General features: G+C 34.9%; 22 protein-coding genes. 20 read left to right on the top strand and 2 right to left on the bottom strand.

The window, feature by feature from the left end:
- Window positions 1-9: 9 nt before the first annotated feature.
- The 20 genes from DBT50_RS05945 (at window position 10) to DBT50_RS05850 (ending at window position 21554) form a co-directional block, all read left to right on the top strand.
- Entirely contained in the window at window positions 10-681 is a 672-nt protein-coding gene (locus tag DBT50_RS05945) for a response regulator transcription factor (protein ID WP_111853101.1), read from the top strand.
- A 392-nt stretch (window positions 682-1073) separates the two neighbouring features.
- The gene (locus tag DBT50_RS05940; protein ID WP_111853102.1) at window positions 1074-1991 is read left to right on the top strand and encodes an ABC transporter ATP-binding protein; all 918 of its coding nucleotides are present in this window, start codon (window positions 1074-1076) and stop codon (window positions 1989-1991) included.
- Entirely contained in the window at window positions 1981-2877 is an 897-nt protein-coding gene (locus DBT50_RS05935) for a hypothetical protein (RefSeq protein ID WP_146744281.1), read from the top strand. Before DBT50_RS05940 ends, DBT50_RS05935 begins: the two co-directional genes overlap by 11 nt.
- A 92-nt stretch (window positions 2878-2969) precedes the next feature.
- On the top strand, window positions 2970-3887 hold the full coding sequence (locus DBT50_RS05930; protein ID WP_111853104.1) for a sensor histidine kinase: 918 nt from the start codon (window positions 2970-2972) through the stop codon (window positions 3885-3887).
- A gap of 162 nt (window positions 3888-4049) precedes the next feature.
- Window positions 4050-5864, top strand: a complete 1815-nt coding sequence (locus DBT50_RS05925) for an FAD-binding protein (protein WP_111853105.1) — start codon at window positions 4050-4052, stop codon at window positions 5862-5864.
- 273 nt (window positions 5865-6137) lie between these two features.
- Complete coding sequence (locus DBT50_RS05920; protein WP_111853106.1) at window positions 6138-7139, top strand: LCP family glycopolymer transferase; 1002 nt, start codon at window positions 6138-6140, stop codon at window positions 7137-7139.
- Between the two features lie 95 nt (window positions 7140-7234).
- The gene (locus DBT50_RS05915; RefSeq protein WP_111853107.1) at window positions 7235-7999 is read left to right on the top strand and encodes a YveK family protein; all 765 of its coding nucleotides are present in this window, start codon (window positions 7235-7237) and stop codon (window positions 7997-7999) included.
- 14 nt (window positions 8000-8013) lie between these two features.
- Window positions 8014-8721 carry a CpsD/CapB family tyrosine-protein kinase gene (locus DBT50_RS05910; protein WP_181566064.1) on the top strand — a complete coding sequence of 236 codons (708 nt, stop codon included), beginning with the start codon at window positions 8014-8016 and terminating at the stop codon, window positions 8719-8721.
- Between the two features lie 21 nt (window positions 8722-8742).
- Entirely contained in the window at window positions 8743-9510 is a 768-nt protein-coding gene (locus DBT50_RS05905; protein ID WP_111853108.1) for a tyrosine-protein phosphatase, read from the top strand.
- Between the two features lie 58 nt (window positions 9511-9568).
- On the top strand, window positions 9569-10996 hold the full coding sequence (locus tag DBT50_RS05900) for an exopolysaccharide biosynthesis polyprenyl glycosylphosphotransferase (RefSeq protein ID WP_220091999.1): 1428 nt from the start codon (window positions 9569-9571) through the stop codon (window positions 10994-10996).
- A gap of 2 nt (window positions 10997-10998) precedes the next feature.
- The gene (gene rfbB / locus DBT50_RS05895) at window positions 10999-11973 is read left to right on the top strand and encodes a dTDP-glucose 4,6-dehydratase (RefSeq protein ID WP_111853110.1); all 975 of its coding nucleotides are present in this window, start codon (window positions 10999-11001) and stop codon (window positions 11971-11973) included.
- Window positions 11974-12023: 50 nt separating this feature from the next.
- Window positions 12024-13142, top strand: coding sequence for a UDP-galactopyranose mutase (glf, locus tag DBT50_RS05890; protein ID WP_070559898.1), 1119 nt, complete (start codon window positions 12024-12026; stop codon window positions 13140-13142).
- Window positions 13143-13940, top strand: coding sequence for a DUF4422 domain-containing protein (locus DBT50_RS05885; RefSeq protein ID WP_111853111.1), 798 nt, complete (start codon window positions 13143-13145; stop codon window positions 13938-13940). It begins immediately after the preceding gene.
- Complete coding sequence (locus DBT50_RS05880; protein WP_111853112.1) at window positions 13941-14969, top strand: glycosyltransferase family 2 protein; 1029 nt, start codon at window positions 13941-13943, stop codon at window positions 14967-14969.
- Window positions 14962-16077 (top strand): glycosyltransferase family 1 protein, encoded by a 1116-nt coding sequence (locus tag DBT50_RS05875; protein WP_111853113.1) that lies wholly within the window; start codon window positions 14962-14964, stop codon window positions 16075-16077. The genes DBT50_RS05880 and DBT50_RS05875 overlap by 8 nt, the downstream gene beginning before the upstream one ends.
- Before the next feature lie 128 nt (window positions 16078-16205).
- Complete coding sequence (locus tag DBT50_RS05870) at window positions 16206-17258, top strand: hypothetical protein (RefSeq protein WP_146742897.1); 1053 nt, start codon at window positions 16206-16208, stop codon at window positions 17256-17258.
- A gap of 28 nt (window positions 17259-17286) precedes the next feature.
- Window positions 17287-18465, top strand: coding sequence for a hypothetical protein (locus tag DBT50_RS05865; protein ID WP_111853115.1), 1179 nt, complete (start codon window positions 17287-17289; stop codon window positions 18463-18465).
- 21 nt (window positions 18466-18486) lie between these two features.
- The gene (locus DBT50_RS05860; RefSeq protein WP_111853116.1) at window positions 18487-19485 is read left to right on the top strand and encodes an acyltransferase family protein; all 999 of its coding nucleotides are present in this window, start codon (window positions 18487-18489) and stop codon (window positions 19483-19485) included.
- Window positions 19486-19524: 39 nt separating this feature from the next.
- Window positions 19525-20913 (top strand): oligosaccharide flippase family protein, encoded by a 1389-nt coding sequence (locus DBT50_RS05855; protein ID WP_111853117.1) that lies wholly within the window; start codon window positions 19525-19527, stop codon window positions 20911-20913.
- A 476-nt stretch (window positions 20914-21389) separates the two neighbouring features.
- Window positions 21390-21554, top strand: a complete 165-nt coding sequence (locus DBT50_RS05850; RefSeq protein WP_216403123.1) for a hypothetical protein — start codon at window positions 21390-21392, stop codon at window positions 21552-21554.
- Window positions 21555-21677: 123 nt separating this feature from the next.
- Here the strand turns inward: DBT50_RS05850 and DBT50_RS05845 are convergent, their stop codons facing one another.
- Window positions 21678-22010, bottom strand: a complete 333-nt coding sequence (locus DBT50_RS05845; RefSeq protein ID WP_111853118.1) for a type II toxin-antitoxin system PemK/MazF family toxin — start codon at window positions 22008-22010, stop codon at window positions 21678-21680.
- Window positions 22004-22249, bottom strand: coding sequence for an AbrB/MazE/SpoVT family DNA-binding domain-containing protein (locus tag DBT50_RS05840; protein WP_111853119.1), 246 nt, complete (start codon window positions 22247-22249; stop codon window positions 22004-22006). Before DBT50_RS05840 ends, DBT50_RS05845 begins: the two co-directional genes overlap by 7 nt.
- Between the last annotated feature and the right edge of the window lie 125 nt (window positions 22250-22374).

Genomic DNA, 22374 nt, shown 5'->3' with positions numbered 1-22374 from the left:
AGGGATGAAATGACCACTATTTTAATTGTAGAAGATGATCCTAGTATCCAAGACATGCTAAGTGAGAAATTAAAGCGCGATGGCTATGACTATAAACAGGCTTATTCAGGAACGGAAGCCTTACTTAATCTTGATAAAGCAGCCTTTGACCTAATACTTCTGGATTTGATGTTGCCAGGCATGACAGGGGAAGACTTCCTAAGCAATTTGCGAAAAGAAAATAATACTCCCGTTATTGTCCTGTCAGCCAAAGATTCCTCCACAAGTAAGGTATCTTTATTAAGGGCGGGTGCTAACGATTATATGGTCAAACCCTACGACTTAAACGAACTGATGGCTCGAATTGAGATTCAGTTAAAAAATAAGCAGGGGACTTGCTCTTCTAATACGGAAATAATTTCCTGTCAAGGTTTAAGTCTAGATCAAGCTAATCAGTTGATTAGCTATCAGGGAAAGGAATTGTCACTTACTCCACGTGAGCGGGCGATTCTTAGGCTCTTATTGACTTATCCTAAGCGAATCTTTTCTAAGCAAGAGATCTATGAAGGGGCTTGGCAGGAAGCTTACTTTGGCGATGACAAGACCCTTAGTGTGCATATATCTAACTTGCGTAAGAAACTGAAAGCAGTCAGTGGTAAAGACTGGATTGAAACTATCTGGGGGCTAGGATTTCGTTTATAAGAATTGTCAAAGTGAATGACTTTTTTTAGTGTTCGTTCGTCCTTTGTTGTAACGGTCGCACTCTGTAGTTGAGTTCGGAAGGGGTAGGGGATGTCCTTTCAGAAAAGTTGAACGATCAGCAAGCTGATCTTATCATCTTTTCTTCCAAGGAATCTCCCTCCCTGATCCTTCCTCACATCCTTTACAAACCTGCTCCAGTCACAGGACGAACGTCCACTTCAAAAACTGGAAACGCTCAACTTTGTTGAGCTTATTCCAGTTTTCTCCAGTGCTTTCGTCCTTTGGTGTGACTGTCGCACTCTAACATTCTTTGAACTTTCTTTGCACTTCCTTTATTTATTCTGAGTCTTCATTTTTTATAATAGGCTTAAGAAAAAGAAAGGAATAGCAGTATGGCAACTTTAGCAATTGAAACCGATAATTTATCTAAAAGTTATGGCCAGCAAGTGGCTTTAGAACAGGCCTCTATCCAGGTGAAAGCGGGGGAAATTTATGGCTTGGTGGGTAGGAATGGAGCGGGGAAGACTACGCTTCTAAAGATATTAAGTCGACAGATCCAAGCCACATCTGGTTCCTACACTTTCTTTAATGAAAGGGTGGAAAGCAGGGCGCATGACCTGAGACTAGGGATGATGATTGAAGGGCCAGGGCTGTATCCTCACCTATCGGCTCGGGATAATCTCATGCTTAAATGTGAGGCCATGGGGATTCGGAGATTGGGCTATGTTCAAGAGCTTCTAGAACTGGTCGGATTAGGGCAAGTCAAGCAGAAAAAGGCCAAAAGCTTTTCTTTAGGAATGAAGCAGCGCTTAAGTCTGGCCCTAGCACTGGTAGGGGATCCCGATATTTTGCTCCTCGATGAACCGACTAATGGTTTGGATCCTCAAGGAATTGCTGATTTTAGAAAGCTGATCCAGCGGCTCAATCAGGAAAGAGGGCTGACTATCATGATCTCTAGCCATATTCTCAGTGAGCTGGCTAAGATGATTGATAAGATCGGCATCATCCACCAAGGAATTTTGGTTAAAGAAGTGAGTAAGCAAGAACTCGAAAAAGAAAATCGTAACAAGTATGTCTTAAGAAGTCATGATCTCAGAACCGTCCTCGCTTACTTGGAAGAAAATCTTAACCTTAAGGACTTCTTAGTGGTCGATGACCACACCCTTTATATTTATGAATACTTGGACCAAGCCGAAAAAATTCCCCATAGCCTCATACGCGCAGGGATTCTATTTGAAAGCTTTGCTTATTTGGAAAATTCTCTGGAAGACTACTATATGCAATTAACCGGGGGTGGGAATGATGCTTAATTTTGTCCGTTTTGACCTGAGAAAAATGTTTAAAAGTCCCTCCCTCTACGTGATTATTAGCTTGATGTTTCTTATAGGGGGCATTGGCTACCATGTCACCCAACGCTACGGTTACGGTCAAGACTACCAAGTCTATAAGCAAAAGCAAGACCAAGAACAAGCAAACTATGAGAAGAAAGCCACCAAGCCAGCTGATGAGCAGGCGGGTATTGAATTTGAACCCGCGCCCAGTCCGACCTTGGATGAAGAGGCTTACCAAGTTTTACACCAGGAAGCCTATGCTAATTTTAAAGTGGATCGCGCCGCTTGGTCCTTCATGATGAACATGGCTAAATTTTCCTGGATATTCTTTGTCCTCTTCTTGGGCATAGACTTCTCTTCGGGCTACTTGAAGAACCTTCTTCCCCTAGAAAATGCGCGCAGGTGCTGGCTTTTAGCCAAATTTGCTGTAGCTCTCGCTTATGGAGCACTCTTCTTATTATTGGGATTGGTCTTCGGAACCATCGCACATTACCTCTCTGGCCAAGCCTTTACTGACTTAAACTTTTTAGCTTTAGGCAAGCACTTTATCCTAGTCGAATGTCTCTTGGTGACGATTATGGCAATCTGCTCCTTAATTACACTCCTGAGTCAGAGTCGGACGGTGAGCGTCTTAATTGGAGCTTTAGTATCTGTGGGGATGCTGTCGTCTTTAATCTCTTTTATTGGAGAATGGTTCCAGCTCCCCTTAGCCAAGTGGCTCTTCTTTATCCGCTATGAAGCGATTGATTTTGCCCAAAGCGGGCAGTTCTTAGAACTCCTTCTCTTGGCCCTTAGTCAGATTATCCTGGTCACTTTATTTAACTATCAGCGAATTCACAAAATGGATTTTCACTTTGACCATTAGATAATTTTATACAGGCTCTGGTTTTGCTAAATTTTCCTAGCAAGGCTAGAGATTTTTGCTTATACTGGGTAAAAAATGGAAGGGGTGAGCTGGTGCTTTATTTAATCGTCGCCTTTGTCATCATTATGATCCTCTTGATAATCCTCTATCTTAGTCAAAAGGAAGTTGCTTATCTCAGCCGACAGTTAGATAAGATTAATAAACGCAAGACGAATCAACTCATCAGGCAACGACTTTATTCCCCCGCCTTTGACCGCCTGACAAAAAGTATTAATGCCAGTCTGACTAAGGAACGAGATCTGCGCCTGGCCTTAGAAAAGAAAGACCGCCTGCAACAAGAGCTTTTGTTGAATCTCTCACACGATATCCGCACACCACTGACTTCCATTAAAGGTTATCTCCAACTCTTGGGGGAATCCAATTCAGAAGTAGAACGCAAGCATTATCTGAATAATTTATCCCAACGTTTAGACCGCTTAACCCTGTTACTGGATCAGCTCTTTACCTATATGACAATTGAAGACGATGATTACCCCTTAGCGCTAGAGAAAATTGATTTAAAGGAAAACCTGGTCAACCATTTTCTAGCCTACTACAATAGTTTCCAAGCGCAGGAAATGGATTTAGATTTTTCCTTACCTGATCGGATTCTCTATATTCAGGGAGACACTCATCTCTTGCAACGGATGTTTGAGAATTTAATCAAAAATGTCCTCGTTCACGGGGATAAAAAAGTTGAGATCAGCTTGGATGATAGAGGCTTCTTGGTGATTAAAAATGACTTAGCCCATTCGATCTCACGCCCACTGGACGATCTTTTCCAACGCTTTCAGCAAGGCCAGGACTATCGTCAGTCTGGAGGTTCAGGCCTAGGTCTTAATATTGTTCAATCCGCTGCCAAGAAGATGGGGATAAAGATGGCAGGGGATATTCAAAATGAACAATTCATGATAAGTTTAGATTTTTCTGAGATTCTGCTTAAAGAAGAAAGTGAAAGTGACGGGAGCTAGCCTTCGTCACTTTTTTAATATATGTGCTTAAAAGTCTTTTTATAAGAATAAGATCTAGCATAATTCTGTTATTTTATTCACAAGAATAGTATACTTAGAATATAAATGTAAGCGTATTCTTACACTGATCAATGAATAAGTGACAAAGGAAGGGGATCGAAAATGTTAGTGAATGAACAAACGACCTATGCAGCGGAATATGATGTGATCGTCCTTGGCTTTGGTGGAGCGGGTGCAACAGCGGCGCGTTTTGCTAGTGATGCGGGGGCCAAGGTGCTTTTAGTCGATTCAGCTCCTAATGGCCATGAAGGGGGTAACACCCGCTATTGTGCCCAGTTGATTGGTGCAGCTGATAATAAGGAAGCCATGCACAAATATTATGATGCACTGATGGCGGCTATGGATTTAGACGAAGAAGTCAAGTCAACCTATATTGATGGTTTGGTCAATATGGAAGACTATGTTCGTGACTATTTAGAAGTCGAACCTTACAGTATCAAAGATCATTTTGATAAGTTCCCGCTTGAATCAGCGGTTTATGAATATCCCGAATTTGATGGCGTGGAAACTTATAACTTCCTTACCGTCCATGAGGGTATTTTTGACGCTGCCTTGTGGAAAGTTTTGCGGCAAAAGGTTATCGATCGAGCAGACTCCATCGATGTCTGGTTCGAATCACCCGCTAAACATCTCCTCCAAGATCCTGATACTGGAGCAATTCTTGGGGTACAAATCGAACGCCAAGGGCAAACCGTTAATATTGCAGCCAACAATGGGGTTGTTTTAGCCCTTGGTGGTTTTGAAAATAATCCGCAAATGATTAAAGACTACCTCAACGAAAGTCGTCTGGCTCCCCTAGGTGGCCTGTATAACCAAGGTCATGGGGTAACTATGGCACTTGAAGTTGGGGCTGATCTCTGGCATATGGCGAACTATGAATCCTTGGGCATGTACCACGGCACTGCCTTTGATGTCCCCGCGGGAGAAAGGGCTACTCTACACGCCTTTGGCACCCAACCTTTAACCCACGGCAGTATCCTAGTTATTGGTGACGACGGAACGCGTTATTTCAAGGAAGATGAAGCTAACCGCCATGGGCATATTTATAATCATGGCATTTGGCGGGTCCCACAAGGACAAGCAAGGCCTTATATTATCTTTGACCATAAGAAGTATGAAGAACTCACCCAAGCGGATGGTCTTTTTGTCGACTATGCCAAAGCAGCTCTTAAAGCCGATAGCCTAGCTGAATTAGCCCAAGAACTTGAACTTGATAGTGAAGCCCTGGAAGCTACGGTTGCGGACTTCAATCATTTTGCTCAAACGGGCAAGGACTATGCCTATGGTCGGTCAGCGGATGCTATGACGGCTTTTGATGCGGAAGGTCCTTATTACGCTATTCCGATCGTACAAACTATGTTAAATACCCAAGGGGGACCGCGACGGAACGCTAAAGCGGAAATTTTAGATAGTCATGGACAAGTCATTCCTAACCTTTACGGTGCTGGTGAACTCGGTGGGATTACTCCGGGCATGTACCAAGGAGGAATGAATATCGCTGAATGTCTGATCTTTGGGAAGATTGCAGGTGAAAACGCCGCTCAAGCAAAAGACCAACCAAGATCTGAATTAAAAGGGACGGGAGAAACGCAGAGCGCTAATCTCCAAAGCGACTTAGATAAAGAAGCTGCCACTAAAGACCTCCAATTAAAAGATAACCAATACCTGGGGACTAGTCATTCAGGGATGGGAGATGAACTGAATGTGCTGGTGACTCTTGAAGAGGATAAGTTAAGAGAAATCACCGTCTTAAACCACAATGAAAGTGAACAACAAGGTCACGAGGTCTTTTCAGAACTGCCCCAAGCCATGATTGCCGCTAATTCGACTGATGTTGATGCGATTTCTGGTGCTACCTTAAGTTCCAACGCCCTTAAAGAAGCGGTGGCCGATGCCATTGCTAAGAGCAAAGCGTAAATCATTTAAGAATATTGAGAATTAAATTTATATATACAAGATAAAGGCCTGGTTTGAAACTGGGCCTTTATTTAATTTATTTGTCCAATAAGACTCTTTTATTTGTTTAAATGATAACGTTTTTATAATAATTTCATATGTTATTGCAAAAAAAGTTGTGTTATTATGAAAATTGATGAATAGGCCTATTTTTCAGGCTTATTTGGAATGTTCATATATCGTAATCAGTTAATGAGAATCACTTTAAAGACAACTTTTAAGGAAAGAAAGTATATGACAGATAATTTTGATAATAAAAGAAGATCTCATCGTGACCGGCCGTCTACTCGTGAAGACTATCGGGCCCAAGGTGACAGACCGAAAAGAAGACGGATTTGGCTCTGGGTGTTGGGCATCCTAGTAATTCTTCTTTGCATTGGTGGCTGGATAGCTTTTAAAGCTTACAGCGATGTCAGAGAGACCTCGGAACAAATGTACCAAGCGGCCGATTATAAGTCCAAACGTAATGGCCAAGTCGACTTAAGCCAGGGCAATCAGGCCTTTTCAGTACTGTTAATGGGCATTGATACGGGTTCTCTAGGACGAACAGAGCAAGGTCGGTCTGATACCATGATGGTGATGACAGTTAACCCCAAGGCGAAACAAACTAGCTTGCTTTCTATACCTCGGGATACCTACACCACTATCCTCCCTAATGGCAACAAAGACAAGATTAACCATGCCTATGCTTATGGGGGACCAGCGGGAGCGGTTGAAACCGTGCAAAATCTGCTGGATATTCCTATTGACTACTATGTCTCTGTCAATATGCAGGGTTTAGAAGATATGATCAATGTCTTAGGCGGAGTGACGGTGACACCACCGATCAGTTTTAATGAAGATGGCCACCAATTTGTCCAAGGACAAGCGACCACTCTAAATGGTGAGGCTGCCTTGGCCTATGTCCGAAACCGCTATGACGATCCAGAAGGGGACTACGGCCGTCAAGCCCGCCAGCGTCAAGTCATCCTGGCCTGTCTCAAGGAAGCAGCTTCCCTATCTTCCCTGCCTAACTACCAAGAAATTTTAAACACCATTGGTAGTAACGTTCAAACTAATATGGCCTTTTCTGATATGAAGGACCTCTTCACTAATTACCGGGGAGCGGCCAATAATATTAATCAGGCGCAATTGAAGGGCTCAGGACAAATGATTGGTGGCGTCTACTACGAAATGATTCCGGAAGAAAATATCAATCAAGCTTCCCAAACCTTAAAACAGGAACTCAATCTCTAACACTCTTATATGAAGTAACTAACAAAATAGCGCTCTAATCAAGCGCTATTTCCATGCATAAAGCAATAAATTATGAAAGGTCGTGTTGATTAGCGATGGAAGAAGAAATTAGTTTATTAGATCTCTGGCAGATTATCAAAGAACACTTCTATGTCATTTTTATTAGTAGTTTGGTGGGTTTACTACTGGCAGCGGGCTACGCCTTCGTCTTAGCGACGCCTATCTACCAGTCTTCTACCGAGATCTTAGTTAACCAAAGCAATACCAAAAATCAAAATAACACTCTTAACCAGGACATTAACGCTTCCCTGCAATTAATTAATACTTATTCTGATGTTATTCGAAATGAAGTCGTTTTAAGTCCGGTCATTGACCAGCTCAATCTACAAGAGAACCCTGACCAACTCCGGGAAAAGATTTCAGTGGAAAGTAAAAATAATTCCCAGGTCTTCTCTATTATCGTAAAGGATCCTAATCCCGAACAAGCGGCTACCATCGCTAACACCACGGCAGACGTCTTCCAAAAGGCTATCCGTAAAATGATGAACATCGATAATGTCTCGATCATCTCTAAGGCTCAAGCCAGTCAGGCACCGGTTTCGCCACGTAAGGCCTTAGCTCTCTTAATTGGTCTAGTTCTAGGAATGGGCGTGGGTCTTGTGATTGCCTTTATTCATGAACTCACCGATAAGACGGTTAAGGATGTTGACTTCTTAACTAAGGAAATTGGCTGGAACATGTTGGGTCGGGTCAGTGAATTATCTGAAAATGACCTGAAAGTCACCCATAAGGCTAACGAATTACAACAAATTTACCACCCTGACCAAGACCATGGTCAGCGGCAACGTGAACGTGTTTAAGGAGGTTATCAACCATGTTTGGTAGAAAGAAAAAAACAGAAATCAAAAAGCCAGCCGACCGTCCTGGTTTGGTGGTGGTTGATAATCCCACCTCAGCCATGGCTGAACAATTCCGGACCATCCGGACCAATATCCAGTTCTCTATGTTAGATAAGGAATTAAAGACCTTCAATATCACTTCACCAGGCCCCTCATCAGGGAAGTCTTTCCTAGCAGCGAATATTGCGGCAGCTTTCGCTAGTGATGATAAACGGGCCCTCTTGTTAGATGCCGATATGCGTAAACCCACCGTTCACAAAACCTTTGGCGTTCCTAATGATAGAGGACTAACCAATCTCTTGACTGATAACCGTCTAGAAATCCACCAAGTGATTAAGAAGTCCTATGTACCTAACTTGTTCTACTTAACCTGTGGGGCGATTCCGCCTAACCCGTCCGAACTCTTAGCTTCCAAACGAATGCAAGGCTTAATGGAACAATTGCGTAATGTCTTTGACATCATTGTCTTAGATTGCCCACCAGTTCTGGCGGCTACTGATGCCCAAGTGGTATCGGCCCGGGTAGATGGCACGGTAGTGGTGGTGCCTTATGGTCAATGTACCAAGGATGAAGTCAAAGAAAGCCAAGCCCTCCTAGACAAGGTCAACACCAATGTCCTAGGCGTAATCATGAACCGTACTGAAAGAACCGAAGATTACTATTACTACTACGAGGAAGAATAAAGCGAGAAGGAGTCAAGCCCTGTGATTGATTTACACTGCCATATCTTAATGGACATGGATGATGGTCCCAAGCGGATTGAAGATTCGCTGGCCTTGGCACGTCAAGCTGAGGACCAGGGGGTAACGCACATCGTCTGCACCCCCCATCATATGAACCGGTCCTGGATGAATCCTCGGCCTCAGGTTATCCAGGCAGTCGAAAATTTTCAAAGTCGCTTAGACCAAGAGAAAATCAAGATCACCCTCTTTCCTGGTCAAGAACTCCGTCTCCATGGAGAAATCCTGGAAAACATAAAAAAAGGTGAAATTTGCTTCTACGATGAATTTGGCAAGTATCTCCTGATTGAATTTCCCACGGAAGGGGTGCCTCAGTATACCGACCAGGTCTTCTATGAACTGGGGATCCAGGGCATCCGCCCGGTTATCGCCCATCCGGAACGCAATAAGGCTATTCAAAAAAATCCCGAGATCCTAAAAGATTTAGTGGAAAAGGGAGCCTTGGGTCAAGTCACGGCAGCTTCTTTGAATGGCAAACTAGGTCGTCAAATTAAGCGGCTATCTTTAGATCTAATTGAAGCCAATTTAATTCATGTGGTGGCTTCAGATGCCCACCATCCCAAACGCCGACCCTTTGACTTGGCTCAAGCATATGGACAGCTAGAGAAACACTTCGGTAAGGCAGTCAGCCAGCGCTTTGACCAGACTGCCCGCGACTTAGTCAATGGCGATTCCATTGATACTGGTGGGGTGAGTTCGGTGCGAAAGAAGAAGTTTTTGGGTTTGTTTTAAGTCGTAATTATTAATAGTGAGGAAAAAGATAATGTATCATACTCTACCAGAAGGCTGGTTGTCAGTAAAAGATTATATTTTGATTGATTTACTCAGTCTAGTTTTCTCAACTTTTTTAGGATATTGTGTCCGCTTCGGAGAACCTGATTTGCTAGATAATCTCCTTTATAGAAAAATATTAGTTATTTTGATTTTGATGGATATATTATTAATCTTAGTTTTTGATGTTTTTCGTAATATTAAAGAACGAGGTTATTATAAAGAATTTGCGAATACAATTAAGCATGTTATGCGTTTGATTGTATTCTTTTCTTTTTATTTGTTTATTACACAACAAGCGGATAATGTTTCTAGAAGGATGATACTTTATAGTTTTTCATTCTACTTAATTATTTCTTATCTTACTCGGATTTTTTGGAAAGATTTTTTAAAATCTTTTTTTCAGTCTAACAAAATCACACGATCTTTATTAATTATCTCTACAGAAAAAGGAATGCAAGATATTTTAGATAGTGTTGTAGTTGATATAGGAAAGGAAACTATGATTAGTCTAGTCTATATGGATACTTCATCATTAAGCGATAATTTGACTAAGTATCCCATAGTTGCTAACAAAGATACTGTACTAGATTACGCAGCTAGACATTGGGTAGATGAGGTAATTATTGATGATAACCTTGATGATCAGCTTGTAGAAAAACTTATCGAACAATTATCGACTATGGGAATAGTTGTCCATATTAAGTTAAAGAAAAACTATGCTATTCCAGAACAGCAGCAAATTGTTCAACGCTTAGGTAGTGATAGTTATATTACTGCTTCTATAAATTATATTTCAACTAAACAAGCTCTGATTAAACGTGGAATTGATTTATTTTTTGGGTTTTTCGGCTCATTAGCGGTTGTTATTTTAACTCTTTTTATTGGACCGCTGATTTATATAGCGGATCCTGGTCCTATTTTCTTTAAACAAAAGAGAATTGGAAAAAGTGGTAAGCCATTTTACATCTATAAATTTCGTACTATGGTAACTGATGCAGAAGATCGACTTCAAGAACTAAAAAAATATAATCAATTAGATACGGATCTTATGTTTAAATTAGATGGTGATCCTAGAATCATAGGATGTGAAATTGATAATGATGGAAAAATTTTGAAAAAAGGGTTGGGCAATCTTCTTAGAGATTGGTCGATTGATGAATTTCCTCAATTTTTTAATGTCCTTAAGGGAGACATATCTATAGTGGGGACTAGACCTCCAACAGTTAAAGAATGGTCTAAATATAAGTATCATCATCGTGCACGGTTATCAATAAAACCCGGGATAACCGGATTATGGCAGGTATCAGGACGAAGTAATATTAAAGACTTTGAGACAGTAGTCGAACTTGATCGAAAATATATCGAAAATTGGAGTATTGGTTTAGATCTCAGAATTCTTTTGAAAACTGTAGTTGTTGTTTTAAATAAGAATGGGTCGATGTAATAATGAAACTTATGGTTACTGGAGGAGCAGGTTTCATTGGTGCAAACTTTATTTATTATATACTGCGTAAATATAAAAGAATAAAAATTATTTGTGTAGATAAATTAACTTATGCAGGAAGAATTGAAAATTTAACGAAGGCCTTTGATTCTGAACGATTTAATTTTGCTAAGTTAGATATAACTAATAGGGCAAAAGTTTATCAACTATTTGAAACTGAAAAACCCGATATTGTAGTTAACTTTGCTGCTGAAAGCCATGTAGACCGATCTATAAAAGATCCAGAAATTTTTGTTAATACTAACGTCTTGGGAACAACTACCCTAATGGATGCGTGTTTAAAATATGGAATCAAGAGATTTCATCAGGTGTCAACTGATGAAGTTTATGGTGATTTACCTTTAGACCGTCCTGACCTACTTTTTACTGAAGAATATCCGTTACATCCGAGTTCGCCATATTCATCTTCGAAAGCTTCAGCAGATCTATTTGTTCTAGCCTACCATCGAACATATGGATTACCAATATCTATTAGTAGGTGTTCCAATAATTATGGACCATACCAGTTTATTGAAAAATTTATTCCTTTAATGATCATTAATACTTTTCAAGATAAAGAATTACCTATTTATGGAGATGGACTTAATGTTCGTGATTGGCTATATGTTGAAGATCATTGCGCTGCAATCGATTTGATTATTAGACAGGGAAAAGAAGGAAGCTTATATAATATAGGAGGAAATAATGAAAAGTCTAATATCGAAATTGCTCAATTAATATGTGGATTATTAAATAAGCCAAAAGAATTGATTACTTACGTTGAGGATCGTAAAGGACATGATCGTCGGTATGCTATAGATTCAAATCAAATTAAAAGGGATTTAGGTTGGACGCCAAAGATTACTTTTGAAAAAGGAATTAAATTGACAGTTCAATGGTATATAACTCATACTGAGTGGTGGAGTTCGTTGTTTTAAAATATTATCAAAAATAAAGGCCAATAGTAAGAATTAAGTAGGAGTGTATTATGAACAAATTTGACTATTTAGTAGTAGGAGCTGGACCATTCGGTGCGATTTTCGCACATGAAGCGAAAGCAAAAGGTAAATCAGTTTTAGTCGTTGAAAAACGACCAAATATTGGTGGCAATTTGTATACGGAAAAAATAGAGGGAATCAATGTTCATAAGTATGGTGCTCATATTTTTCATACCAATAATAAGAAAGTATGGGCTTACATTTCTCAGTTTGCTGAATTTAATCGTTTCACTAACAGTCCTGTAGCTAATTATAACGGTGAGTTATACTCTTTACCATTTAATATGTATACTTTCAATAAAATGTGGGGCGTTACTACGCCCAAAGAGGCTGCTCTAAAAATAGAAGAGCAGCGTAAAGAAATTACTGAAGAGCCAAAAAATCTAGAAGAGCAAGCAATATCTCTTGTTGGAAGGGATATCTATAATAAGCTAATAAAAGGGTATACTGAGAAGCAATGGGGTCGACCTTGTAGAGAATTACCTGCTTTTATTATTAAAAGGTTACCAGTCAGATTAACTTTTGATAATAACTATTTTAATGCATTATATCAAGGTATACCAATTGGAGGGTATACTAAAATGATTGATAATATCTTAGATGGAATTGAAGTACGTTTAAATATAGATTATTTAAAGCATAGAGAAGAGTTAGATAAGCTTGCAAATAAAATAGTTTATACTGGCCCCATTGATGCCTTTTTTAACTATAAATTGGGGACTTTAGAATATCGTTCTGTTCGTTTTGAAAATGAGCTGCTTGATATACCTAACTATCAAGGTAACGCTGCAGTTAATTATACAGATAGAGAGACTCCATGGACTCGTATTATTGAACACAAATGGTTTGAATTTGGTAAAGACGAAACTGGAAAAGCTCTCTCTAAAACTGTTATTAGTCGCGAATATAGTAGTGAATGGAAACCGGGAGATGAGCCATATTATCCCGTTAATGATTCCAAAAATAATGCTTTGTATAAAGAATACAAAAAGCTGGCAGATAAAACAGAAAATGTAATTTTCGGTGGCCGTCTTGCTGAATATAAATATTACGATATGGATCAGGTTATTGCAGCTGTTTTGGATAGATGCGAAAAGGAATTGGTGTAAATGGATGAGTATACGGTGAAAATAGTTATAGCAACTCATAAAAAGTATCAAATGCCAGAAGACTCAATGTATATTCCATTGCATGTTGGTGCTGAAGGTAAACGAGATAGTAATGGCAACGAAATAGATCTAGGTTATATTAAAGATAACACCGGGGAAAATATATCTATATATAATGATTTCTTTTGTGAATTAACAGGTCTTTATTGGGCATGGAAGAATCTTTCGGCCGATTATATAGGTATTGTTCATTATAGAAGACATTTTTCTATGAATAAGAAAATTCTAGAGTACAAACAATTAAAACCCTTTTTGGGGAAAATAAAGCTTTTTGTTCCTAAAAAAAGATGGTATGTTATAGAAACTTTAAAGTCTCATTATGCACATACTCATCACTTAGAACATTTAGATGTTACAAGAAATGTTATTTCAAAAAAATATCCAGATTATTTAAAGAATTTTGATAAAATTATGAATCGCCGATGGGGATACATGTTTAATATGATGATAGCTGAATATGATTTCATAAATGCCTATTGTTCTTGGTTATTTGATGTATTATTTGATGTATTTTCAAACATTGACTTTAGTAACTATAGTGTATTTGAAAAACGATTTATTGGAAGAGTAAGTGAGTTACTGTTTAATGTATGGCTTAATAAAGCGATTGAAGATGGATTAATTAAGAAAAGTGAGATAATGGAATTAGATTGCGCTGTTGAAGAAAACATGTTTATTAAAATACCTGAGTTTTTAAAAGCTAAGTTTTTAGGCAAAAAATATGGGAGAAGTTTTTAGTTGGAAGTAAATATAACATTAAACCGTCCTAAATTTTCTATCGTTATTCCTGCTTACAATGCTGAAAAGTTTATAAGTTCTGCAATTGAAAGTGTTTTAAATCAAACTTATGAAGATTGGGAACTTATTTTAATTGAGAATGGTTCTACTGATAATACAACTAAAATTTGCAAGAATTTTCTTACGGATAAACGTATAAAATTATTTCACAGTGAAAAAGGAGTATCAAAGGCAAGAAATGTTGGAATTAACCAGGCAAAAGGTTTTTGGCTTATTTTTTTGGATGCGGATGATCAATTATTAAGCGATGCTCTTGAAAGTTATTTAAAAATTGATAAGTTATATTCTCCAGAATTAATTATTGGGGAATATACGGATAATGCGGCTGATTGTTCTTTATGGATGACAAAAGAATATGTTGGAGAAAGTTTAAGAAACATTTTATTATTATGCTTAGAGAATCCAACTCAAAAATGTAACGTTACTGCAGTTGCTTTTAGAACTTCGGTTATACGAAATAATAATATTTGGTTTGATTATAAAATTAATTATGCTGAAGATAGTGTTTTTTTTCTTAATGTACTTAATTATGCAAAAAAAGTTGTAACCTTTTGTTATCCAGTATACCACTATGTATATTCTTCTCAATCTACTATTCGATCGGGTAAAAAGAAACTTGACAGAGAATATATACCAGCTATAAAAAAAATAAAAAACATTATTGATGTCTCTGATCCAATGATAAAAAATGGATGGTATATATTTATATTGAATCAGCTACTGATTATTTTTGTTAACGATATTTTTTCGCGAAAAAAAATATTTATAAGACAGATGAAAGATGCTAAAAAAGTAATGGAGATTGAGCAATTTAAGATAGCTATATATAAATCTAATATCTCCAAAATTCAGGGTTTAAAAAAGATTGTTTTTAAAATGATGAAATTAAATTGCGTGTTTGGTTTAATGATAGCTTCAAAAATTAGACAAAGACAAAATAAGAAAAAGGAAAATCAATTTTATGTATAAAGTTCTTGTATTTGGGTTAACTGAGAATTCAGGTGGGGTTGAGTCCTTCTTACTTAATTATTACCGTAAAATAGATAAATCAAAAATACATTTTGATTTTTTGTGTAATACATATAATGAGGTAGCGTATGAAGAGGAAATAAAATCTCTTGGTGGTAAAGTCATTCATATAGCAATGAGAAAAAAAAATCCAATTAAATTTTACAAGGAATTAAATGAATTCTTAAAAATACATGCCGCTGATTATGATGCAGTTTGGGTGAATGTTTGCAGTCTTGCAAACATTGATTATTTAAAAGCTGCAAAAAAATATGGTATCAGAAAAAGAATAATTCATAGTCATAATTCTCGAAATATGGATAGCAAAGCAAGAAATTTTCTTCATTATATTAATAGAAAAAGAATAAAACATTATGCAACTGATTTTTGGGCATGTTCTAATGACGCTGCAAAATGGTTTTATAAAAAAGAATTACTACCAAAAGCTGTACTAATCAAAAATGCTATTGAACTAGAAAGAGTTAAATTTTCAGAAGAAAAACGTGAAAAAATTCGTAAAGAATTACACATTACAGATAGATTAGTTATTGGAAATGTAGGGAGACTACATTTCCAAAAAAATCAAAAGTTTGCATTTCAAGTAATTAAATATCTTTCTAATATGATTCCTAACTGCGTGCTACTACTTGTTGGGCAGGGTGAAGATGAAAATGAGCTCAGACAAGAGGCAAAGAGACTAAAAATTCAAGATAATGTTATTTTTGCGGGTCTTCAAACTGATATAGGCGGTTATCTTAGTGCCTTTGATTTATTTTTATTTCCTTCAATATTTGAAGGTCTGAGTTTAGCTAGCATAGAAGCTCAAGTTAATGGATTGCCTTCTCTTTCTTCATATGGTGTTGTTCCGAATGAATTAAAATTAACTAATAATTTTAAATTTAAGCGCTTAGAGGATGGACCTGAAAGTTGGGCTAATGAAATAAGAAAAATGAGTTTTAATTTAAAACGAACGGACTATGAAAAAATTAAAGAACTTGTTACTAAAGCAGGCTTTAATATAGATACAGAGGTAAGTCGCCTTGAATATTTGTTAATGGGGATTAAATAATTATTAAAAAGGTAACGATATAACATTTAATTTGGTGTTTCTGTTATACCATTTTTTTGATAAAGTGTTTAATTTAGAAGAATATGTCATAAATGATTATAATTATAATAAAAACAGAGGTTTTTTTAATGAAAATTAATAAAAGTGCTTTTTTAATCGATACTCCATTACAATTGTTGAACGCAGTAACTTTTATTTTATCTCACGAGAAGTCTGGTCAGATAGATTTATATATTGTTAATCAGTTCAAAAACTGCAAACTTTATGTAAATAGACTTAAAAACAAAAAAATTTTTAATAATATATTTATATTGGAAAAAGAAAAAAAGGGTATGTTTAAACATATATATACTATTTTGGGATTATTAGCACCTAAATTATATTGTAAAATTTTGCTTAATCTTGATATAGAAGCTATGGACTATCAAGAGATATATTTAGGAGCTCCAACAAAAATGTTTGATTTTGTTATTGGATCAAGTAAACTTTCTCATGTTTATGGAATTGAGGATGGAATTGGCAGCTATTCTGGAGATATCTTTCATGATTATTTAAGCAATAAATACATTTTAGCTAGACAGATTTGTGGACGTGACTATGAGATAGAAAGGTTATTTTTAAGAATACCTGACAATTATATTGGTTTATATAATGGAATCATATATTCTTTAAAGGGATCTAAAAGTTATAATAAACTAGATATATATGATGTTTTTGCTTATAAAAAAAGCAATCTCTATGAATCTAAAATTATTTATTTAAATCAACCAATTAAAGATTTTGCAGTTGACCATATTAATTATGAAAAACAAATAGTTAGCAAACTATACTCTTATGATAAAGAAAAGATTTTAGTTCGTTTACATCCTAGAGAAGAAAATTATGATATCTATTCTACGTTCCAAGTAGATACTGAAAATAATATGTGGGAAATATTATGCTCAGATGCTATCGATGGTAACACATGTATAATAGGTATGTTTTCTACAGCACAGTTTGTTCCAAAATATTTTTATAATATAGAACCAATTATTGTGTTTACATATAGACTTTATAGGGATTTAGATCATTCAACACTTCTTAGGTATGAAAAGCAAGCATCTCAACTAAAAAAATTATATACAAATAAAAATAGGGTGAAAATAATTAGCTCAATAAAGGAACTAGACTATATTATTTAGTTAATCAATATTTGGAGGTAAGTAACTGGTGTTAAAGAAAAGTAAATTATTTTACTGGATAATAGGTATATATATTATACTTGATGGATTTATTTTATATGGATATCCACAACGTTTTTTTGAATATACCTTTTTTACTATTACTTTTGTAGTATTTTTTTTAGATTCATATTTTAGAAAAAATATTACAAAAGATAAAAAAGTTATGATGACATCGGCAGTGCTTATTTTTTTATCTTTTTTTCAAATATTAGTAAATCGGTATGGCTTCAGTTATAGTTTCCTCACTACATTTGTAATTGTTGTATCAATAGGTACATATTATTATGCAGATATTAAAAAGGTGATTAACTCAAATAAAGGTAAAATCTTTGATACAGTTATATTTTTAACAATGCTAGGATCATTATTGATTCAATTTTATAATCGAGTTACAGAAGATCCATGGGTTGTGAATAATATTTATGAAATATATTATTCACTGGGAAGAGACAAAAATGTTTTAGGCATAATCGTATTTAGTTTCTTTTCAATATCTTTTAAAAGAAATTCAAAATTAGGTATAGTTCTATCAATAGCTTTCGCAATAATCTTGAATTCAAGATTATTGCAGGTTAGTATTCTACTTTTTTGTATAACATATATATTTCGGAGCAAAATTTTTGTATTATGGAACACCTTATTTAAAAAAAGATATTGGTTAGCTTTTTTAATCTCTTTAATTTTTATTATATTATTTAGCAATGTTTTTGTTACTTATTGTATTAACAATGGTTTGGGTCAATATCAGGAGACATGGACTGATCCATCAAATTATATGAGGATGACATCAAATATTTTTTCGCTAAATAAAACTCTCGGAAAACCTTATTTTTTATTTAGTGGAACTGATAATTATATCTTTGAGTTTTTAGGTATTACTGAAAATGTACGCTATCTTGGCGAAAGAGTTGTGCAACCACATAATGACATTATTAATCTTTATGTTAGATGTGGATTAATCTATTCTTTGTTTTATTGGTGGCTTCTAGGAAAATTGTTACAAAATCTTGTCAGTGAAAATAATATCTATATTTTTCTTCCTTACTTTTTTATGTCTATGTTTATAAGACCTATTTTTGTTGGGCCCCAATTATTTATTGTTCTATATACTTTAAATCTTGAAAGCCACAAAAAAAGTCGTATTTTAAAAAATTTAAGTCACTAAGGTATTTAGAGAGGAAATTGCATGGGAAAAAATAAGTATCGATATTATAATGAGATAGATATAGCACGCGGATTTTGTACGATACTTGTGGTTTTAGGACATGTGGTCACACAAGGAAATGCAGGAATTTTACTATTTGATAAAATTTTTGAAATAATGGGAACAATCATTTATGGATTCCATATGCATGTCTTTTTTATAATTTCAGGTTTTTTAGGATGTAAAGTTATTAATTTTACATTATTAGAAAGAAAAAAATATATCATTAAAAGGTGCTCGAGATTACTTATTCCTTACTTTACTATAGGCATAATATATATACCATTTAGGGTATTACTTTCAAAGTATTCAAGAACAACGTTTAATTTAGAAGAGTCATGGAAAATTATTTTAGGTCAAAATCCCAATGGAGCATTATGGTTTTTATTCACTTTATCAATTATTACTTTAATAGTAAGTTTGATTGTTAGCAAAAAAAATATCAATTACTTACTTTTTATAGGAATAATTCTATATTTTATATCTTTTATTTATAATGTGGATTTATATATAATTAAAACATTATTAATATTCCCTTTGTTTTATTTATTAGGGATTAAATTAAAGTTAAATTATGAATGGATTATACAAAATTTATATAAAAAAGAATATATATTTATAGCTGCTCTTGTATTTTTGGTCAGCTCTTTTATTATCATTTTTAAGTATCCATCAGTACTCTCTCCGTTCTTAACATTCTCATCCATATTTTTAGTAATGAGTATCTCTTATAAAATAAGTGAAAATAATTATTCCCTGATAAATATATTACAATTATTTGGTTTTTATAGTATGGATGTTTATATTTTTTCAGAACCTATAAAGGTTTCTAGTAGAGTTGTATTAAATTATTTTAATATACCAGCGTTGATTATAGCTGTGATTACTTTTGTATTATCTTTAATATGCCCTATTATAATTTCGAGATATATTATAAGAAAAAATAAAATATTGAGTTTACTATTCCTTGGGAAAATATAGTAATATTGGGGAGGATTTAAAATAAAAGATAAAAAACATATGAGAACAACAGTTAATAGAACAACATTTTTAAATATAATAAGCACCTTTTTACTGCAGGGAATTGCCTTTATTACAACACCATTATTTACCCGTCTTCTAGGGCCTGAACAGTTTGGAATATATTCGCTTTTTAATTCATGGGTGATGATTATAACTTGTCTTATGGGGATTGGTATTAGTTCATCGATAGGCACTGGGCTATATACATTTAGAGAAGAGTATCTTTCTTTTAGAAACAGCATTTTATTTTCAAGTACTCTGATTTGTTTGTTTGAACTTATACTAATAGTTATCGGTGCTCCATTTCTATCAAATTTAATTAATTTTCCTGAAATATTAGTAATTATTATTGCAGTCACTGCTTTTTCACAATACATTATTAATTTTTCTCAGCTATGTTTTATTTATGAAAAAAAGCCCTTGAGTAACCTTATTCTATCAGTTTCTATTTCTGTTATTAGTGTTTTACTTTCACTTTTTTTCATAGATATTATTAGTAATGATCTAAGGTATTTAGCTCGTATTTGTGGAGTATCTATCACATACATAATAGTTGCTATTATTGTATGGTTGACTTTATTTTTTAAACAGCCCATCGGAGTGAATAAAACTTATCTAAAATACGGAATAACTGTGGGGTTTCCTATTGTTTTTCACTCTTTATCACAACAAATTTTAGGGCAATCTGATAGAGTAATGATGCAACAATTGGGAATAACTGCATCAGAAATTGGGATTTATAGCATATTTTATACGCTATCATCCGTATTGACCACTGTTTTAGGAGCATTAAATAATTCCTGGTGTCCTTTTTATTATGATGACTTAAGCGAAGAAAATTGGAAAATATTAAATAAAAAATGTAAAAATTATATTGAATTATTTACAGTATTAACTGTAGGGTTTCTTCTTCTAGCACGAGAAGTTTCATATTTAATGGCTGACGATAGTTATTGGTCTGGTATAAATATAATTCCTATCTTTACTTTAGCGGTATATTTTACTTTTATGTATCAATTTCCGGTAAATTTTGAATTCTTTCATAAAAAGACAAGGGTAATCGCAATTGGAACTATTGGAGCAGGGTTAATTAATATTATTCTTAATGGTTTTATGATTCCCGTATGGGGCATCTATGGTGCAGCTTTTGCAACAGCGATATCGTATCTAGCTCTCTTTTTTGTACATTATTATATTGTTAATAATATGGGAGGCCATCCGTACCATTTAAAATTGACTATATTTATTCCTGGAATTTTAGCAATTGTAATAGGTATAATATTTTTCTACACTTTTAGTTCATTATGGTACATACGATGGGGGATGGGAATAGTATTAGGATTTGTAGAGTTATATAGGATAATTCAGAGAAAAGCAATTTTTTAGACCATATTTTTTATGGTAAGTAATTTAAGAATATCTACAATAAGTACGAAAGTACAATATTGCCATAAAAATACCGTTTGGGAGTGCTATGCGTTTGTAAAATTCTTTTGATAAGATTATTTTTCATATTAAATGTCATACCATAAAGAGCATGGTATTTAATATGCATCGATGTTATTTTGATAAAATGGAAAAGGAATATTTGGGGTGGATATTTAGTATAGTGCCATAAAATGAATTGGAAATATGAACCATTCTTCAAAAAATAAGAATTGTTGATATGATTTGTTATATCTGGAATTATTGAATACTGATCAATAAAAAACCTCATTTCAGTATTATTTCAGATTTTAATTTGGTATCTAAAAAAATAAAAGTTAAGTGTTATTTTTAATATACAAAATAATACGATTACTTATTATACATTAATTTGTATTTTAACCGCATCATGGCTGAAGGCGTTCCTGTGATTATCTATGAACCTGTCGCTAAGGAAGATACATTTCTACAACTTTGAAATCTACCGTGATCTTGACCAATTTAAAGCTGATGCTGATGTCCTTATTGCCAACCTCTGGGATAAGGACTTAGAAGATGTGAATGATAAGGTCTATACCCGGGATATTTATCATGAGAATTAGGTGGATGTTTGGCTACATATCCAAATTAAACGCTAGAATTTTACATAACTTTTATTTACTAATCTCTATACAAAGAAAACAGTAAGGGTACGATAAACTCTTACTGTTTTTTGTTTAGTTAATTTATTCTTTTTCAAATAGAACTTTTACCCTGGCTAATAGATCAATAAGTATATCCTCTGGAACTTGTTCGATATAATTATAATCTCTGGCATTAAAATCGATGGTAAGTAGTTGATCTAATAGCACTTTTCCAGTCGTTTTTGTATGTTCTAACTCAACATAAAATGGGTATTTTCTTTTTGTATTACTAATCGGTGCAAAAATTGCAATATTCGAGTACTTAGTAACGATCCCATGGCTCAAACAAATGTAGGGTCGATAGCCTTTTTGCTCATGTCCCTGTTTCGGATCTAAATTTATCTTAATAATCGATCCTTGCTTTACTTTTACCATTTTTCATTCCCTTTTTGCTCAAATAATACTGGCTTTTCATTAACAGGGTTTCCATGATAATTTTCAAACAGATCTTTAATCGTTAGTTCAGGAACTTCGGTTATTTTTTTTATAATTAGCTGACCATTTTTTACTTGATAGTCTAGCTTGTCGCCTTGAGATAGATTTAATTCCTCAAGTAATTGTTTCGGTAGTCGAATAGCAGAACTATTCCCCCATTTATTGATTGTTAAAGGCATAGGAATCTCCTCTCTTAGCTACAGAAAATATACCCCGTATGGGGTATAACTATGTATATACATTGTATGAGGGATAATAGAATAATTCAAGTAATTTAATTAACTATATGATTTAAGCAGTGTAA

The organism is Aerococcus tenax, from assembly GCF_003286645.3.
Taxonomy (GTDB): Bacteria; Bacillota; Bacilli; order Lactobacillales; family Aerococcaceae; genus Aerococcus; species Aerococcus tenax.
The sequence above is the reverse complement of the archived record's forward strand: the minus strand, read 5'-3'. Positions and strand labels throughout refer to the sequence as shown.

Bases quoted from the DNA above. Each gene is read 5' to 3' on its own strand.
- rfbB (WP_111853110.1), top strand. From the start codon at position 10,999: ATGAAACTTATGGTTACTGGAGGAGCAGGTTTCATTGGTGCAAACTTT.
- DBT50_RS05935 (WP_146744281.1), top strand. From the start codon at position 1,981: ATGATGCTTAATTTTGTCCGTTTTGACCTGAGAAAAATGTTTAAAAGT.
- DBT50_RS05860 (WP_111853116.1), top strand. From the start codon at position 18,487: ATGGGAAAAAATAAGTATCGATATTATAATGAGATAGATATAGCACGC.
- DBT50_RS05915 (WP_111853107.1), top strand. From the start codon at position 7,235: ATGGAAGAAGAAATTAGTTTATTAGATCTCTGGCAGATTATCAAAGAA.
- DBT50_RS05885 (WP_111853111.1), top strand. From the start codon at position 13,143: ATGGATGAGTATACGGTGAAAATAGTTATAGCAACTCATAAAAAGTAT.
- DBT50_RS05925 (WP_111853105.1), top strand. From the start codon at position 4,050: ATGTTAGTGAATGAACAAACGACCTATGCAGCGGAATATGATGTGATC.
- DBT50_RS05870 (WP_146742897.1), top strand. From the start codon at position 16,206: ATGAAAATTAATAAAAGTGCTTTTTTAATCGATACTCCATTACAATTG.
- DBT50_RS05855 (WP_111853117.1), top strand. From the start codon at position 19,525: ATGAGAACAACAGTTAATAGAACAACATTTTTAAATATAATAAGCACC.
- DBT50_RS05940 (WP_111853102.1), top strand. From the start codon at position 1,074: ATGGCAACTTTAGCAATTGAAACCGATAATTTATCTAAAAGTTATGGC.
- DBT50_RS05845 (WP_111853118.1), bottom strand. From the start codon at position 22,010: ATGGTAAAAGTAAAGCAAGGATCGATTATTAAGATAAATTTAGATCCG.
- DBT50_RS05850 (WP_216403123.1), top strand. From the start codon at position 21,390: ATGAACCTGTCGCTAAGGAAGATACATTTCTACAACTTTGAAATCTAC.
- DBT50_RS05840 (WP_111853119.1), bottom strand. From the start codon at position 22,249: ATGCCTTTAACAATCAATAAATGGGGGAATAGTTCTGCTATTCGACTA.
- DBT50_RS05920 (WP_111853106.1), top strand. From the start codon at position 6,138: ATGACAGATAATTTTGATAATAAAAGAAGATCTCATCGTGACCGGCCG.
- DBT50_RS05875 (WP_111853113.1), top strand. From the start codon at position 14,962: ATGTATAAAGTTCTTGTATTTGGGTTAACTGAGAATTCAGGTGGGGTT.
- DBT50_RS05945 (WP_111853101.1), top strand. From the start codon at position 10: ATGACCACTATTTTAATTGTAGAAGATGATCCTAGTATCCAAGACATG.
- DBT50_RS05910 (WP_181566064.1), top strand. From the start codon at position 8,014: ATGTTTGGTAGAAAGAAAAAAACAGAAATCAAAAAGCCAGCCGACCGT.
- glf (WP_070559898.1), top strand. From the start codon at position 12,024: ATGAACAAATTTGACTATTTAGTAGTAGGAGCTGGACCATTCGGTGCG.